A 13,634-nucleotide genomic window follows, 5' to 3' on the forward strand; every position below is an offset into this window, starting at 1 on the left:
GCCGATCTTGTTCAACAAGCGGAGCTCACGGCATGGACCCGTTACAACCCTCACAATGCGCAAACATGGAGGACATCCGACGCGAAATCGATGCCCTCGACCAGGCCGTCATCACGCTGCTGGGCAAGCGCTATCAATACGTGCTCGCTGCCTCGAAATTCAAGACATCGGTAACTTCGGTACAGGCACCGGAGCGTTTGAAGGCCATGTTGGCGACACGACGCGAGTGGGCCGAGGCCGAAGGCTTGAGCCCGGATGCCATTGAGAAGATGTACAGCGACCTGGTGCATCACTTCATTGCCGAAGAGATGAAGCGCTGGACGGCGAATCAACCCCACAACTGAACTGCGGTCGGTATGGCTCCCATCCTCCGCAAGATCAGAAGCAGTCACCGACAACGGTTGTGCGCCTTTGCCCTCTGAGACCCTCAGAAGACAACCAGAAGTCCGTTAAGAGATCGACCACGACAAAGGCAAATCAAAGGCTTGGTTGTGTTGCGCTTCGCTCCGTTTCGCCAGCGTCAAGAATTGGAAATTTGACACTACAGGGCCATCACCTATCGTTCCTCCCGAGACCGCACCCAGGGACCGGGTGGCCCGGACACCCTTTGCAAGGGCGGTCGTCAATGTCATTACTCTCAAGGAGCAACAACATGTCTGGAGCGACCCAAACTATTGATGTGCTCGTCAACGTTGACGCCGACTACCTGCTCGCCCACCCCAACGACGTAGGCGGCGCGATTGCCATGCTGGTGACCCGCAGTGCCGTCGACAGCCATGCCACCGGCAACACCGGCGAAGGCGGCAACGAGTTGTGGTTCGACGTAAACCCCGGTGACATCATTCGTTGGCGCGCCACCACGCTGTCGCGCAACTTCGACCGCATCGCCTTGATCAAAAACGTCCTGATCGGCGACCCTCATCAGGGCGGTGATTACAAGGGCACCATCTCGACCCCGCAATCTTTCAATATCCCAGGCATTCCAGTGCCCTATCTGGACAATGGTGCCCCCGGAGGCATTGCCAAGACCGATGTGACCTATACCATCTGGCAGTCCACTGCGCTGAGCCCGGGAAAGCTCTGGTACCAAATCGTCTTCGTTCTGCTGGACCGTAACCTGAACCAGATTGGCCCAACCAACACGTGGGACCCGTACATCACCGTCAATTGACTGTTCGCTGAGTTGTAAACAACCCTGGCCGGCTTGCTATTCGCCATGACGATGCCGGCCAGGGTTGCTTATCGACGCACTTGCGCTTCCCTCTTCAACTCATGGCAACATCTCAAAGGTCGCAGTCTGGGTCACCGGGATCATCACCCCTGGCGTGGTCACGACCAATTGATACTTGCCAGTAAGCAAAGTGTTTGCAGGATAGCTGAAGCACGACACGCTGGAGGTGGACTTACCCGGAACAATAGCCACGCTCTTGATCGGCGTAGGCGCAGCAGTCCCGTTCAATTGGTAGAACGAATATTGGGGGTTGCTGACCGGCTTGGCATGCGTAAGGCAAAACGAGTCGTTCTTGGCTGAAGGCGCGAATCGACCCTTGGCATCCAAGGGGGAAACGAAAGCTATCCCGCTGCGGCTCTCTTGCTCGGCCTGCTGGGCCGCATCCAGGGCCGTCCGGGCACGTTCATAGTCGGCACTCTTCAACAGCGCACTCGTCTCTTGCCTATTGATGTATTGGACGGCTTTCTCTGCCTCGATCAACGCACGTCGCCGTCCCCAGAGCACGTCATCGCCACCCTTGCGGACCGCAAACGACACCCAGGTCTTGCCTAGGAACGTCTCGTTCTTGCCGCGCTGTTGCAGACCGTGATTGGCGTACTCGATCTCTCCAGCCTGGATATCCTCCAACGACGCACCGTCTGGCGTGTCAGTCCAACCGCGACGCATGGCGGTGGGCACCAACATCAACGTATCCCCCAGCCAAGCCAGCGGGTTCTCTTTATTGCCACGATTCGTCAAATAGAAATAACAATTGGTGGGGGCACAGCGCTCCTGGTTGATCAGCACATAATTCCCAGGCCTGAGCGCCAAGACCGAGCCGTTATCTTCCAATGCCTCATCGTCGGGGCCAGCCACCAGATCCACGTCGATCTGCAACACAATATCGTCTTTGTTGAGGGCCAGCAGACTCTTGGCGACTTCTTTGGCAAATACTTGCTCAGCGGCTGTTATCGGATTGGCCAGGGACAATGTCTTGCTGGCCGAGCCGATAAAATCGAGAAATGCAGCGGAGTCTTCGTTCTCGCCCTGGTCGTATTCCAGTACGGTCAGTTTCATCGACAGGTGATCAGACTCAAGCTTTTTGGGGCCGTACAACAATTTATTCAGCAGGTTCGGCTTGGCGTTATCGGCGACCCCAAGGAACGGCCCAAGTACTTTGGTCACCGTTTCGCTTTTATTCTCGCCCCCCACTTCGGTGAACTCGGCAACGATCACGACTTCGTTCACCCCACCGAGATCCTTGAGGTATTTAAAGTAAGCATCCGTCAAATAGACAGCGAACACATCGCCACCGTTGCCGTTGCTGTCAGGTTTACGAATGGCGCCAGCTTTATCGGCGCTGAAGATGTCACCATCGATACGCAGGCGCTCGGCTTTCAAATTGCGGATGGCATCCTGGAATTCTTTTCTTGCTTGCTGCGTTTGTGCATCGGTAGCAGCGAGTTCGGCGGAGGTCGCCCCTTTTTTCACAAGGGCAGCGTGGGCCTCCTGGGCTTGTTGCCACTTGAGCTTTAGTGCTGCTGCATCTTCGAACTGCTTATCGACGACGGTCGAGGGACGAGCAGGTTGAACCTTGAAAAGATGCGCCGTTCCTGTTGGAACGGCGCAACCCGCGATGAAGAGTGACAATCCGCATACCCATGCGAATCGAGCGCCGAAGGCTACGCGCAACGCCTTCCCTACCTGAACCGGTGCGTTTTCGGTGAACATCCCTTTCCCCTAGTCGTTGCTGGCACAATGCCTTGTCTCGGAGAGTAGGACAGCCACCTGATCAGCGCAACGCAGATAACTTGACGCCAGTAAAACGCGCTAGGTCGTCTCCTCCGGCTCCGCCAGTGCCTCCAGCACCAGGGGGTGCAGGACGGCCCCCGGATGCATCTGCTGCCAACCCTGCAATTGCCGGCGCATGCCCGGCGTCCAGAAGCTCTTGATGTGCTGGCGCACGCCATTCACCGCCAACGCATGATCCGGCTCGCTGGCGAAATACTGGGCGATCTGGTTGGCCATCTTTATCAAGCTGTCAGAGCTCATCGACGCACCTCCGCCTTCTCGGCATGGCGACGTTCCCTGAGCAAGCGTCCCTGTTCATCACTGAAGGCCTGGTAGCGCTTCTGCCATTCCGAAGGCTGGCTGACCCGCACGATCTCGACCGCGGTCACCTTGTATTCCGGGCAGTTGGTGGCCCAGTCGGAGTTGTCGGTGGTGATCACGTTGGCGCCCGATTCAGGGAAGTGGAACGTGGTGTAGACCACGCCCGGTGCCACCCGCTCGGTCACCTTCGCACGCAGCACCGTCTGCCCGGCACGACTGCCGATGCCCACCCAGTCTTCGTCGACGATCCCGCGGTTCTCGGCGTCGGTTGGGTGAATCTCCAACCGGTCCTCCTCGTGCCATGCCACGTTGTCGGTGCGTCGGGTCTGGGCGCCAACGTTGTACTGGCTGAGGATGCGTCCGGTGGTCAGCAGCAGTGGATAGCGGCTGTTGACCTTTTCCTCGGTGGGCACGTAGCCGGTGAGCATGAAACGGCCCTTGCCACGTACGAACTGGTCGATGTGCATGGTCGGCGTACCGTCCGGCGCGGCATCGTTGCAAGGCCATTGCAGGCTGCCGTGACGATCCAGTTCGGCGTAGCTGACGCGGCTGAAAGTCGGCGTCAGGCGGGCGATTTCATCCATGATTTGCGAAGGATGGTTGTAGTGCATCTTGTAGCCCAGGGCGTCGGCCAGGGCGATGGTGGCCTCCCAGTCGGCCTTGCCGGCCAGTGGATCCATCACCTTGCGAACGCGGGAGATGCGACGTTCAGCGTTGGTGAAGGTGCCGTCCTTCTCAAGGAACGAGCTGCCCGGCAGGAACACGTGGGCGAACTTGGCCGTCTCGTTGAGGAAGATGTCCTGGACAATCACGCATTCCAAAGCGGACAGCGCGGCCGTCACATGCTGGGTATTGGGGTCGCTCTGGGCGATGTCCTCGCCTTGGCAATAAAGCGCCTTGAAGGTGCCGTCCAGCGCGGCCTCGAACATGTTCGGAATACGCAGGCCCGGGTCGGGTTGCAGGGTCACGTTCCACGCCTGTTCGAACTGGGCGCGTACGGTTTCGTTGGAAACGTGCCGGTAGCCGGGCAGTTCGTGGGGGAACGAACCCATGTCGCAGGAGCCCTGGACGTTGTTCTGTCCACGCAGCGGGTTCACCCCGACACCTTCGCGACCGATGTTGCCGGTGGCCATGGCCAGGTTGGCAATGCCCATGACCGAGGTGCTGCCCTGGCTGTGTTCGGTGACGCCGAGACCATAGTAGATGGCGGCATTGCCGCCGGTGGCGTAGAGCCGTGCCGCGGCGCGGATCTGCTCGGCAGGCACGCCACACACCGGGCCCAGGACCTCGGGGGAGTTTTCCGGCTGGCTGACGAAATCGCGCCAGCGCGCGAAGTCCGCCGCCTCGCAGCGAGCGTCGACAAAAGGCTGGTCAATCAAGCCTTCGGTGGCAATCACATGGCCCAACGCGTTGAGCATGGCCACGTTGGTGCCCGGACGCAGTTGCAAGTGCAGCTCGGCACGGGCGTGAGGCGAATCCACCAAGTCGATGCGCCGCGGGTCGATGACGATCAGCCGTGCGCCCTGGCGCAGGCGGCGCTTGAGCTGGGAGCCGAACACCGGGTGCGCGTCAGTCGGGTTGGCGCCCATCACCAGGATGACGTCGGCTTTCATCACCGAGTCGAAATTCTGGGTACCGGCGGACTCGCCCAAGGTCTGCTTGAGACCATAACCGGTGGGCGAATGGCAAACACGGGCACAGGTGTCGACGTTGTTGTTGCCGAAGGCGGTGCGCACCAGTTTCTGCACCAGGTAGGTTTCTTCGTTGGTGCAGCGGCTGGAGGTGATGCCGCCGATGGAGTCACGTCCGTACTTCAGTTGGATGCGGCGCAGCTCGCTGGCGGCGTAAGTGACCGCCTCATCCCAACTGACTTCCTGCCATGGGTCGTTGATGTGCTTGCGGATCATCGGCTTGGTGATGCGGTCAGGATGCGTGGCGTAGCCCCAGGCGAAGCGGCCCTTGACGCAGGAGTGGCCGTGGTTGGCCTGGCCGTTCTTGTCCGGAACCATGCGCACCAGTTGTTCGCCTTTCATCTCGGCGCGGAACGAGCAACCCACGCCGCAGTAGGCGCACGTGGTAATGACGCTACGCTCCGGCTGGCCGATCTCCACGACGCTCTTGTCGATCAGGGTCGCCGTCGGGCACGCCTGCACGCAGGCGCCGCAGGAAACGCATTCGGAATCGAGGAAGTTGTCACCGCCGGCCGCTTCCACCCGGGAATCGAAGCCGCGTCCGGTAATCGTCAGGGCGAAGGTGCCCTGGATTTCCTCGCAGGCACGCACGCAGCGGTTGCAGACGATGCACTTGCTCGGGTCGTAGTCGAAATACGGGTTGGAAACGTCCTTGGCCTCAGCCAGGTGATTGGCGCCTTCGTAGCCGTAGCGCACTTCGCGCAGGCCCACCTGCCCCGCCACGGTCTGCAATTCGCAGTTGCCATTGGCCGGGCATGTCAGGCAGTCCAGCGGGTGGTCGGAAATGTACAGCTCCATCACGTTGCGCCGCAGCGTGGCGAGCTTGGAGGTTTGCGTGCGCACCACCATGCCTTCGGTTACCGGCGTGGTGCAGGACGCGGGATAGCCGCGCATGCCGTCGATCTCCACCAGGCACATGCGGCAGGAACCGAACGCCTCCAGGCTGTCGGTGGCGCAGAGTTTGGGGATGGTGGTGCCGAGCAAGGCCGCGGCACGCATGACCGAGGTGCCGGAGGCGACGCTGATTTCACGCCCGTCGATGGTCAGGCTGACCTGCACGTCGCTTTCACGCGCCGGGGTGCCCAGGTCGATGTCGGTGCTGGGATCGAAGATGTTGATCATTGGTCGGCCTCCGTGGTCGCCAGACCGAAGTCGGCGGGGAAATGCTTGAGGGCGCTGGCGACAGGGTAGGACGTCATCCCACCGAGGGCACAGAGCGAACCGTATTGCAGGGTGTCGCACAGATCCTGCAACAGCAGGGCCTGTTCCTGACGAGCACCGGCTTCGGTGCTGGCGATCAAGCGATCCACCACTTCCACCCCACGGGTGGAGCCGATCCGGCATGGCGTGCACTTGCCGCAGGATTCCTCGGCGCAGAACTGCAAGGCGAACCGGGCCATCTGGGCCATGTCCAGGCTGTCGTCGGCGACCACCACACCACCGTGGCCAAGCATCGCGCCCATGGCGGCGAACGCCTCGTAGTCCAGCGGCGTATCGAATTGCGAAGGCGGCACCCAGGCCCCCAACGGCCCACCCACTTGCGCGGCTTTCAGGGGGCGACCGCTGGCGGTACCGCCGCCGTAGCCTTCCACCAGTTCACGCAGGCTCAGGCCGAAGGCGCGCTCCACCAGACCGCCCTGGCGGACGTTGCCGGCCAGTTGGAACGGCATCGTGCCCAGGGAACGGCCCATGCCGAAGTCGCGATAGAACTGCGCGCCCTTCTCCAGGATGATCGGCACCGAGGCCAGGGTCACCACGTTGTGCACCAGCGTCGGCAGCCCGAACAGGCCTTGAATCGCTGGCAGTGGCGGCTTGGCGCGAACCGTGCCGCGCTTGCCCTCGAGGGATTCGAGCAGTGCGGTTTCTTCGCCACAGATATAGGCGCCGGCCCCGACACGAACCTCAATGTCGAAGGTGCGGCCGCTACCGCTCACGTTCGCCCCCAGATAGCCGGCGTCGCGAGCAATGCGCAACGCATCGTTCAGGGTACTGATGGCGGCCGGGTATTCCGAACGCACGTAGATGTAGCCCATCGTCGCGCCTACGGCGAGGCCGGCGATGATCATGCCTTCAATCAGCAGGAAGGGATCGCCCTCCATCAACATGCGGTCGGCGAAGGTGCCGGAGTCGCCTTCATCGGCGTTACACACCACATACTTCTGTGCACCCACGGCATCGCGCACCGTGCGCCACTTGATGCCCGCCGGGAACGCCGCACCGCCCCGACCGCGCAGGCCGGAATCGAGCACGCTGGCGACCACGTCAGCGCCATCCATCTGGATGGACCGGGCCAGGCCCAGGAAACCGCCCTGGGCACGGTAATCGTCCAGGGACAGCGGTTGGGTGATGCCGGCGCGCGCAAACAGCAGGCGCTGCTGGCTCTTGAGATAGGGAAGCTCCTCCACCGGCCCCAGGGCCAGCGGATGGCTGCCAGGATCGCCTGCCAGCGCATCCAGCAGGCCCGGCACATCGGCCGGTGTGACAGGGCCAAAGCCCAACCGGACGCCGGCGCTTTCAAGCTCCACCAGCGGTTCCAGCCAATAGAGGCCTCGGGAACTGGTGCGCAACACCGTCAACGGCAGCTGTCGACGCTCAGCCTCAAGGACCAACGCATCGGCCACCTTGTCCGCGCCCACGGCACGGGCTACCGAATCGCGGGGGATACAGAGCGTCAGCATGCGCCCTCCTCCCTGCAATCATTAACCAACTGACGCAGACGCTCAGGCGTGATCCGCGCATGCAACTCCCCGTCCAGCTCCAGGGCCGGCGAGCAGACGCAGGCGCCCAGGCAATAGACTGGCCGCAGGCTGATGCTTCCATCGGCGCTGGTACCGTGATCGTCCAGCGCCAATTGCTCGCGCAACTGCGCAGCCAGGGTCTCGGCGCCCATGCTCTTGCAGGACTCGGCCCGGCACAGGCGCAGGGTATGGCGCGCCGGCGGCGTGGTGCGGAAATCGTGGTAGAAGCTGATGACCCCGCGCACTTCAGCCTGGCTGAGGTTGAGGGCGTGGGCGATCTCCGGGACGGCGCTGTCGGGGACATACCCGCAGCCTGCCTGGATGGCATGGAGAATAGGCAGCAAGGCACCGGGGGTGTCCTTTTCGCGCGCAAGCACGCTGTGAATCAAAGGCAGGTGAAGCGTCTCATCGGGCATATAACGTACCTCGGCATCTCGAACGACACCACCGCATAGCGGCAGCCGTCCGGAGTCTTGGCTGCGGCGGCCGGCCCACGTCACGGTCGCGTGGCACATCCGATCGCCATTCTCGCTCTCCGGCCAGGTGTCTTTGGCGCACCTGATCCGGGGCATCCTCACAGCTTGCCACTCCCGGGGGTTGGCGATTGCACATGGACGACGAAACGTGTTCTGAAAGCGACTAGGCGTGAAAAGTTGCCCTGCGTCCGCGGGAAGTCAAATACACAAGTGAGTGTAGGCGACCCGCAGCGATCGGTGGCTATTGGTCGTTTTCCTGACTGGCAGCGTGGCGAGTGCTTTGTTGGATCACAACACAAGGTTACAAACACACTATATATGTATCTTTTTCACAGCGTCGCACCAAGAGATCATCAAGGGAGTTTAAAACCTAAAAAACCGCAAGGACGCCCAATGTTGCCCAAAATACTCGCCTCATACTCTCTGACACTCTCACTGCTTGCCACTAGCTTTAACACAACAGCAGAGGAATATTACTGGCATATTCAACCGGAAGCTTGGGATTGGCAGGGACCACAGAAAAATCATCTATCCCCAGAACTAGCCTGTCGATTTCTGCACGAAAACACTGAGTACGAAATGTATGAATACGGCTCTGCCACTCCCACCTCAAGGGAAAACCAATGGACCTGTAACCTTTTCTATGGTGACGGGCCCGATGATAATCTAGCCATATCGATATACCGGCATGGCAACTCATGCGAAGGCGGGAAAGCTTTTAATAACTTCACCGAACAATGCGAAGCCCAAGGGGTGGACAACAGCTGCCCTTCAAGCCTAACGGGAAATCCGATAAATTTCGCAACAGGCTATAAAATACAACTCGAAAGTGACTACTCTGTTTCGAACTCACATTCATCTTTAAATCCACTCGAGTTTTCAAAGTCCTATAGAAGCACCGATGGAATATGGCGACATGGTTATTCATCCAGACTAAGTTTCGAAGAGAACCTGATCACGCTTATTCATCATAATGGAAACCTCTCCTATTTCGAAAAGGAAGGTACGTCGTATAAGGGTAAACCACCAGAAACGGGCAAGCTCACCCGCCTGTCAAACCGCTGGAGCTATCATGCCTCCAACAATCACGTACTTGAGTTTGACAGCGACGGAAGGCTCATAGCGCTCATCAAATCGGGTATCGCACTAAACATCACATACTTAAATACCATTGCAACTGTCACTGACGGCTTTGGCAACACCTTAACGTTTACCGAGGACGCAAAGAAGCAACCTCTTACCGTCACAGCGAACAACGTAAACATTAGCTACACCTACAATGATTACAAACAGCTTACTTCGATGATCAAAAACCATCCAAACCATACAGAAAACAAACAATACCTTTATCAAGACCCCAACGACCGCAGACTGCTGACCGGCATTATCGATGAACGCGGGGTACGTTACGCCACATGGACCTATGATGAACAAGGACGCGCCATTTCAGGTGAGCACGCTGCTGGAGCTGAAAAAGTCCTGGTCAACTACAACAGTGATGGATCGTCCACAGTCACTAACGCTTTGGGCAAGCAGACGCACTATCAATTTGAATTGATTCAAGGCATCAAACGCATCAAATCCATTACAGGTTTTCCATCGGCCACCTGTCCCGATAGCAACTCAACTTTCACCTACGACACCCGCGGTCTGCTGACAACAAAAACAGATAACAAAGGCAATATAACCACCTATCTCCACAACGACCGTGGCCTGGAAACCTCTCGCACGGAAGCGAGCGGCACTCCTCAAGCGAGAACAATCACCACCGAATGGCACCCGACGTTGTATTCCCCAGTGCGCATCAACGAACCGGATCGCTCCATTCAATACACCTACGACACTCAAGGGCGCCAGCTCAGTAAAACAATAATCTCACGTTAATTCAGAAGGATCTGAATATGAACATATTGACATGCAGGGTTGCTCTGCTCACTCTCGCTTTCGGTGGAACCATTACCACCCTTCCCCTTTGCCAAGCTGCCGAACGTGGCTGGTCGTTCACCTACAATACCCAGGGGCTGCTGGAGTCGTCAGATGGGCCCCGAACAGATGTAAGTGACATTACCCGCTATGAATACGATGCCAAAGGACATCTGGTACGCATTATCAACGCGCTCGGCCACACCACCAGATTTTCCAACTTTGATGTCGCCGGCAATCCTAAGACAGTTGTCGATTCCAATGGTGTTATTACAAACCTGACCTATGCACCACAAGGCTGGGTGAAATCACTGAGTAACGCTACCGGCACAGTTCGCCTTGAACACAATGCCGTGGGCGACATCACAAAGATAATTCGCGCAGACAATAGCTGGTCGGCTTACACCTGGGACGACGCAAGGCGGCTCATTCGAGTGAGCAATAACGCAGGGGAACAGATCGAATTTGATCTCGACCCGATGGGGAACCGGACTGCGGTAAGGATCAAGGACAAGACCGGTCATCTGACCAGACAACATCAATGGGTGTATGACGAACTGGGTCGCTTGCTGCGTTCAGTGGGTGCTGCCGGCCAGACAAGCCGGACCCAGTACGACCTTAACGATAATCCGATCATGCTGACCAACCCCCGCAATCACAGCCATCAACGGGCCTTTGACTCATTGAACCGATGGGTGACGAATACTGACCCGCTCAATGGCATCACTCAACTTGAGTACGACGTTCAAGATAACCTCACGCAAGTCCGCGACCCACGTGGTGCAACCACTCAATATCAATACGACGGCCTGGGAAACCTGACGCGGGTGAACAGCCCTGACAGCGGCGCCACTGACTACCAATACGATGCCGCAGGCAACGTGACGCAACAGGTGGACGCGCGTGGTGTGGTCTCGACTTTTACCTACGATGCGCTCAATCGCCTGACCGCCCGCCGCTATCCGACGAACCCGGCACTGGACGTTCAGTTCCACTACGATTCAATTGCCGCCGGTAACAAAGGCATCGGCCGACTGACCGCCTTGGAGGACGCCACGGGGGTACTGAATTACACCTACGACGCCCAAGGCAACGTTACAGCCCAGCGGCAAACAGCGCCCGCAAATACAGTGATTCAGCCAGAACGAGTAGGTTACGGATACGACGTAGCCAATCGATTGAGCAAGATCGACTATCCGGCGGATTTCGGCATCGTCTACTCACGCAACACCGCTGGACAGATCAGCCAAGTGCAGATCCGGCGCGGCACAGGGCAACTGACCACGTTTGCCAGTAACATCACGTATCAACCTTTCGGTCCGCTTAAAAGCCTGACCTGGGCCAACGGGACTACGCTTCAACGTACCTACGATCTGGACTACCGGCTGACCGCTCAAACCGTTGCCGGCCAGAGCAAGATCTACACCTATGATGCCCATGGAAATATCACCCAAATGCGGCGCGGTTCACTCGGCAACCTTGATTACAGCTATGACGCGCTGGATCGTCTGATAGAAGTAGCAACAGCTTCCCAACGGCTGACTCATGTTTATGACGCGACAGGCAACCGCACTGGGACAGCACTCGATTTCCTGGTTGACGGCGAGGTTGGTCTCACCGCAAGCACGTCTTATCAATATGGGGCAAACAGTAATCGGATGGTGCAGGCAGGCCACTATTCAGTGGATACCGATGCGTCAGGCAACCTGACCGGAGACCGCACCTACGGCGTCACCCGCCAATTTTTCTACGACGAACAGAATCGCCTGAGCAGGGTGGAAATCAATGGAGAAAACAAGGCTTGGTTCCGCTACAACCCTCTCGGACAACGAACGGAAAAAAGTACGCCGCAGGGTACCACCAGGTTTATCTATGGACTGAGTGGAGAACTTCTTGGGGAGACCCTGTTCGACAAGCAGGGTAACAAGCGGACAAGTCAGTTTTATATCTGGCTCGAAGGGATGCCCTTGGGTGGAATCAGTGTGACCTACAGCGCAAACGGCGCACCTGCAAACAGCACCGTGTTCCATCTCCACAGTGACCATCTCAATACACCGCGTAGCGCAACGAACGCGGCGGGATTAGAGGTATGGGAGTGGAATTCCCCCGCATTCGGTGGGAGAGCAGCCAGCGGAACTTTAACAATTAACCTGCGCTTTCCCGGGCAGTACTACGATGCAGAGACTGGATTTCACTACAACTATTTTCGGGATTACGACCCGGAGACTGGGCGCTATGTGCAGAGTGATCCGATTGGACTCAATGGCGGCCTTAATACCTATATGTACGCAGAGGGGAACCCAATTTCTAAGTTCGATTTCTGGGGACTGCAATCAGCATTCCCAGGAGTAAGTGGCATGAGTGCTGATCAACTCTCTAACTACGGGAAAGCGCAGTTCACTATGAATTCGCCTGCAGTTCAGGCTGCACAAGCAAGGGAAGCCTCAACATGGCGGAATCTTTATGCACCAGACTATGTCTCCGCCGAGGCAAGTGCTTACATGATGACATGCAGTGTGACTTATACCAGATACGGTGACGGATTTTGTGGCTGCGGTGTTACACGCGGATACCCGAGCAGTGGGTTTGGCATAAATGCATCAGCTGGTTTTCTTCTATCTCCACTCATACCATCAAAACTTCAGTTGAATAACTATTTGACTGGTTATGGAGCATCGACTAGCTATTACTACGGTTTTGGCGGCGCTTTTGCTGGAAACGCTGCCGGCGCAGCAATTAATATCGGAGTTGGGATTGGTGGTGCGATAACTCCTGGGTCAGTTAACAGCCAGACAAACAAATAATGAAGAAAAAAGCAAGCAACAACCTTATCCTGTCGGCCAAAGCTATTCTTGTCTTGATTGTCCTATCCATTGTTTTTTATTGGGCCACTGCTCAAAGAGAGCAAAAAAATAGCTACGTTAATATTTCAGTGCTTATTCGCGAAGTTGAAAAAATAGCTCCTCCTGACGGCGCTGCACTCATAAACGAATCGAGCAATCATAAGATGAGCACAGCAATAGCTTCAAAACGATACAAGACCTCACTGACTCAAAGCCAGGTTTTTGATTATTACAAATCAGGTCTCGAGTCAACTGGATGGCATCCGATAAATGGTAGTGGCCTCATCAGCGAGTACTGTAAGGGCGCATTGCATGCAGAGGTTGAGTTCAACCCAGACCTAGGCTTCTACACGCTCTCTGTAACTTGGCGGCAGCGAGTTGCCGCCAAATGTAGTGCTTAATTCTATTTAAAAATCAGCAACCTGTGACAAGAGTTTAGTTTTGCGATTACTCATCTGCGTTAAAACAGCTTTGTGCACGCTCTTCAGACAAGGCGGACTAGGCTCTGTACGAAATCAGCTGAAACTCATTTGACCCCAGCAATCGTCGGGACTCAAAGTCCGCGGCCATCAAAGGCAGGAACCCACGATGGCCAAGCGGTACGAAACTCCCGACGCAGCCTGGGACAAAGGCAAGCTCTG

General features: G+C 57.4%; 10 protein-coding genes. 5 read left to right on the top strand and 5 right to left on the bottom strand.

Annotation, left to right across the window (positions count from 1 at the left end):
• Nucleotides 1-32: 32 nt before the first annotated feature.
• Together V7773_RS09330 and V7773_RS09335 are read left to right on the top strand one after the other, a co-directional pair.
• Nucleotides 33-344, top strand: coding sequence for an isochorismate lyase (locus tag V7773_RS09330; RefSeq protein WP_336073127.1), 312 nt, complete (start codon nt 33-35; stop codon nt 342-344).
• Nucleotides 345-652: 308 nt separating this feature from the next.
• Nucleotides 653-1,171: an AidA/PixA family protein gene (locus V7773_RS09335; protein WP_063321509.1), complete on the top strand. Its 519-nt coding sequence runs from the start codon at nt 653-655 to the stop codon at nt 1,169-1,171.
• Nucleotides 1,172-1,270: 99 nt separating this feature from the next.
• Here V7773_RS09335 and V7773_RS09340 read toward each other — a convergent pair whose 3' ends face one another.
• The 5 genes from V7773_RS09340 to V7773_RS09360 all read right to left on the bottom strand — a co-directional run bounded on the left by V7773_RS09340 (nt 1,271) and on the right by V7773_RS09360 (nt 8,167).
• Nucleotides 1,271-2,941: a hypothetical protein gene (locus V7773_RS09340; RefSeq protein ID WP_336073129.1), complete on the bottom strand. Its 1,671-nt coding sequence runs from the start codon at nt 2,939-2,941 to the stop codon at nt 1,271-1,273.
• 99 nt (nt 2,942-3,040) lie between these two features.
• Nucleotides 3,041-3,262: a formate dehydrogenase subunit delta gene (locus V7773_RS09345; RefSeq protein ID WP_072347469.1), complete on the bottom strand. Its 222-nt coding sequence runs from the start codon at nt 3,260-3,262 to the stop codon at nt 3,041-3,043.
• Nucleotides 3,259-6,135, bottom strand: a complete 2,877-nt coding sequence (fdhF, locus tag V7773_RS09350) for a formate dehydrogenase subunit alpha (protein WP_092222001.1) — start codon at nt 6,133-6,135, stop codon at nt 3,259-3,261. The genes V7773_RS09345 and fdhF overlap by 4 nt, the downstream gene beginning before the upstream one ends.
• Nucleotides 6,132-7,691: a formate dehydrogenase beta subunit gene (locus V7773_RS09355; protein ID WP_336073130.1), complete on the bottom strand. Its 1,560-nt coding sequence runs from the start codon at nt 7,689-7,691 to the stop codon at nt 6,132-6,134. The genes fdhF and V7773_RS09355 overlap by 4 nt, the downstream gene beginning before the upstream one ends.
• On the bottom strand, nt 7,685-8,167 hold the full coding sequence (locus tag V7773_RS09360) for a formate dehydrogenase subunit gamma (protein WP_063321514.1): 483 nt from the start codon (nt 8,165-8,167) through the stop codon (nt 7,685-7,687). Before V7773_RS09360 ends, V7773_RS09355 begins: the two co-directional genes overlap by 7 nt.
• Before the next feature lie 90 nt (nt 8,168-8,257).
• Here V7773_RS09360 and V7773_RS09365 point away from each other — a divergent pair, with 90 nt between their 5' ends.
• From V7773_RS09365 to V7773_RS09375, 3 genes are read left to right on the top strand one after another with little or no spacing between them, the layout of a single operon-like run.
• Complete coding sequence (locus tag V7773_RS09365; protein ID WP_336073132.1) at nt 8,258-10,111, top strand: DUF6531 domain-containing protein; 1,854 nt, start codon at nt 8,258-8,260, stop codon at nt 10,109-10,111.
• 17 nt (nt 10,112-10,128) lie between these two features.
• The gene (locus V7773_RS09370; protein WP_336073133.1) at nt 10,129-12,954 is read left to right on the top strand and encodes an RHS repeat-associated core domain-containing protein; all 2,826 of its coding nucleotides are present in this window, start codon (nt 10,129-10,131) and stop codon (nt 12,952-12,954) included.
• Nucleotides 12,954-13,394: a hypothetical protein gene (locus tag V7773_RS09375; RefSeq protein ID WP_336073134.1), complete on the top strand. Its 441-nt coding sequence runs from the start codon at nt 12,954-12,956 to the stop codon at nt 13,392-13,394. Before V7773_RS09370 ends, V7773_RS09375 begins: the two co-directional genes overlap by 1 nt.
• Nucleotides 13,395-13,634: the final 240 nt, after the last annotated feature.

The sequence above is a fragment of the Pseudomonas sp. 3JA genome, assembly GCF_036961705.1.
Classification (GTDB): domain Bacteria; phylum Pseudomonadota; class Gammaproteobacteria; order Pseudomonadales; family Pseudomonadaceae; genus Aquipseudomonas; species Aquipseudomonas fluorescens_Q.

What these genes read in the sequence shown, in the direction of transcription:
- V7773_RS09370 (WP_336073133.1), top strand. Translation starts at nt 10,129, where the DNA reads ATGAACATATTGACATGCAGGGTTGCTCTGCTCACTCTCGCTTTCGGT.
- V7773_RS09375 (WP_336073134.1), top strand. Translation starts at nt 12,954, where the DNA reads ATGAAGAAAAAAGCAAGCAACAACCTTATCCTGTCGGCCAAAGCTATT.
- fdhF (WP_092222001.1), bottom strand. Translation starts at nt 6,135, where the DNA reads ATGATCAACATCTTCGATCCCAGCACCGACATCGACCTGGGCACCCCG.
- V7773_RS09340 (WP_336073129.1), bottom strand. Translation starts at nt 2,941, where the DNA reads ATGTTCACCGAAAACGCACCGGTTCAGGTAGGGAAGGCGTTGCGCGTA.
- V7773_RS09330 (WP_336073127.1), top strand. Translation starts at nt 33, where the DNA reads ATGGACCCGTTACAACCCTCACAATGCGCAAACATGGAGGACATCCGA.
- V7773_RS09360 (WP_063321514.1), bottom strand. Translation starts at nt 8,167, where the DNA reads ATGCCCGATGAGACGCTTCACCTGCCTTTGATTCACAGCGTGCTTGCG.
- V7773_RS09355 (WP_336073130.1), bottom strand. Translation starts at nt 7,691, where the DNA reads ATGCTGACGCTCTGTATCCCCCGCGATTCGGTAGCCCGTGCCGTGGGC.
- V7773_RS09345 (WP_072347469.1), bottom strand. Translation starts at nt 3,262, where the DNA reads ATGAGCTCTGACAGCTTGATAAAGATGGCCAACCAGATCGCCCAGTAT.
- V7773_RS09335 (WP_063321509.1), top strand. Translation starts at nt 653, where the DNA reads ATGTCTGGAGCGACCCAAACTATTGATGTGCTCGTCAACGTTGACGCC.